This is a genomic window from Citrobacter sp. wls718, from assembly GCF_005280945.1.
GTDB classification, from domain to species: Bacteria; Pseudomonadota; Gammaproteobacteria; order Enterobacterales; family Enterobacteriaceae; genus Citrobacter; species Citrobacter gillenii.
The window spans coordinates 30,075-32,177 of sequence record NZ_SZWV01000044.1; the positions used below are offsets into that span (position 1 = coordinate 30,075).

Annotated in this window: 2 protein-coding genes and 2 pseudogenes; 1 reads left to right on the plus strand and 3 read right to left on the minus strand. The window is 50.2% G+C overall.

The annotated features are described in order from the left end of the window. Positions 1 to 186: pseudogene (locus FDW95_RS23650) on the plus strand (PepSY domain-containing protein); the annotation flags it as partial. 4 nt (positions 187 to 190) lie between these two features. Here the strand turns inward: FDW95_RS23650 and FDW95_RS08790 are convergent. The 3 genes and pseudogenes from FDW95_RS08790 to FDW95_RS08800 all read right to left on the minus strand — a co-directional run. Further along, positions 191 to 673, minus strand: coding sequence for an OmpA family protein (locus FDW95_RS08790; RefSeq protein ID WP_096756098.1), 483 nt, complete (start codon positions 671 to 673; stop codon positions 191 to 193). A 12-nt stretch (positions 674 to 685) separates the two neighbouring features. Further along, positions 686 to 1,912: a diguanylate cyclase DgcN gene (gene dgcN / locus FDW95_RS08795; RefSeq protein WP_115257739.1), complete on the minus strand. Its 1,227-nt coding sequence runs from the start codon at positions 1,910 to 1,912 to the stop codon at positions 686 to 688. After that, positions 1,905 to 2,069 (minus strand): annotated as a pseudogene (locus FDW95_RS08800) (YfiR family protein); the annotation flags it as partial. The gene dgcN and the pseudogene FDW95_RS08800, both read right to left, overlap by 8 nt. Between the last annotated feature and the right edge of the window lie 34 nt (positions 2,070 to 2,103).

A 2,103-nucleotide genomic window follows, 5' to 3' on the forward strand; every position in this document is an offset into this window, starting at 1 on the left:
GCACAAACGCTGGTGCAGTGTTGGCTGATGCTCAACGGGAAGGGGCGATGTGCGGTGCTGGTAGTGGCTGGCGTGCTGGGGATGGCGATGCCGGTAGCGGGCGTAAGCCTGCTGCTGTTTATGATGATTGACTGGCTGCGCTGGTACAAAATGTCGCAAAATCTGTTGGCGCAGTCAGTCGAGTAAGACATTAAGGCGTGCTGATGACGACCGCAACGCGGCGGTTTTCGGCACGGCCTTTTGAGCTCTGGTTACTGGCAATCGGGTATTTTTTGCCTAATCCCTGAGTTGTCAGATTGGTGCGTGGGATGTTGGCACCCTGAGCCCAGGCATCTGCCACGACGTTAGCTCGCTTAAGCGACAGTGCTTCGTTATAGCTGTCTTCGCCGTAGTTATCGGTGTGACCATCCAGACGCGCATGATTCAGGCCGGTAGCCGCCAGTTTAGCTGCCATTTCCTGGATCTGTTTTTCACTTTCAGGACGCAGCTTATAGTCATTTTTATCAAACAAAATGGTATCAGACAGACCCAGCGACCAGTCGCCAGATGCTTCGGTAAAGCCGTATGATTTCATGGCTGCAACTTGCTCAGGGGTGAATTTACCCTGAGGGGCCTGACAGCCAGCCAGAATCAGTATGATAAGAATAAATGGCGATAATAGACGTTTCAGCATGTGTGTAATTCCTTATTTTTTAATAATGCGTTCAGAACGCAAATGTTTAGCCTGATACATATTGTGATCGGCGAGTTCTTGTAATTTCTCGGCAGAGGCATGTTCCCACGTCAGCGCAAACCCAATGCTTAGCGTCATGCTTGCCAGATGACCATTGTGAAGGTCAAATGGACGGTTAAACTCTTGCGATAGTGCCGCGCAGATACGCTGAACTTCATTCTCCGAATGCACGCTGTATAGCACCATCGCAAACTCATCGCCTCCGAGCCGGTACGGTTGATGGTGATTGCCACCAAACTCGGCCAGCCTTTTAGCAACTTCAATCAATACCCGGTCTCCTGCTGCATGCCCCCAGGTATCATTAATAAATTTAAAATTATCGCCATCAAGGAATAACAACGCCGAGCTGCTGTGAGCGGATTCGTCGTTCATCAACGCGTTAATGCTGCTACGAAATGCGGCGCGATTAGCAAGTCCGGTCAGGGGATCGTGCAGCGCGGTGCGCAACAACTGAGCATTTTTGGCTTGCAGGCGCAGTTGCCACTCTTCCATCTCATCCAGCAGACTATTAAAGTCCTGGGCAAACAGATGAAACTCTTCAATGCGTTCTTCAGACACGCGGCGTGAGAAGTTGCGGTTGGTGCGAACGTCGTGCACCACCTCGGTAATATTTTGCAGCGCTTCAACAACGCCATTGTGCAAATAGCGGGTGAGCATTAATGCAATACCGGAGGCCAGTAAAATGCATCCGGTAAGCACAGCCAGTGACAGATAGATGAAATGGCTAATGACGCTGTCGCGGGCTGTCAGGCGCACTTCCCCAATGACGTTGCCATTGTGCAAAATAGGCTTTGTCACCGGCTGTGGGAATAGCCAGTGACTGATCAGACCGCTAATCTTTTCTGTTGTATCCTGGGCGTCATAGCGCCAGGTGGCGATCACCTTTTGATTTTTATTGCGTACTTCGGCAACGGAGAATTGCCCCTGTTGCCCTAGCGCAGCCAACGTTTCGTTTGCTGCAACGCTATCAGAAAACACCAGCGAGGCTTCCAGCGATCGGGTCATGGTCGCGGCGGTCAGATCGAGGTTTTTTTGCGCATATTGTTTGAGTGCCAGCACGGAAGAAATGCTCAGCAGCAGCCAGATCAGCGTCATAGTGACCAGAACGCTGACGATGCTGATACGCCGTAGTGTCCGTTTGAACGTTGGGCGTGTTATGGGAGAAATACCCTTATCCATCCTTATTATTCCGTGCAAGCATCAATACGTCTGGACTGACCCTTACACCACTACGTGACAGGGAATCCATATTTACCGAAAACCTCACTTCTTCATTATTTATGATGAGGCAAAAAGCGCTACCAATAACGCATTCGGTATTCTGTTCGGCAATTAGGTGATGCTGTCAACTTACTGATTTAGTGTATGAT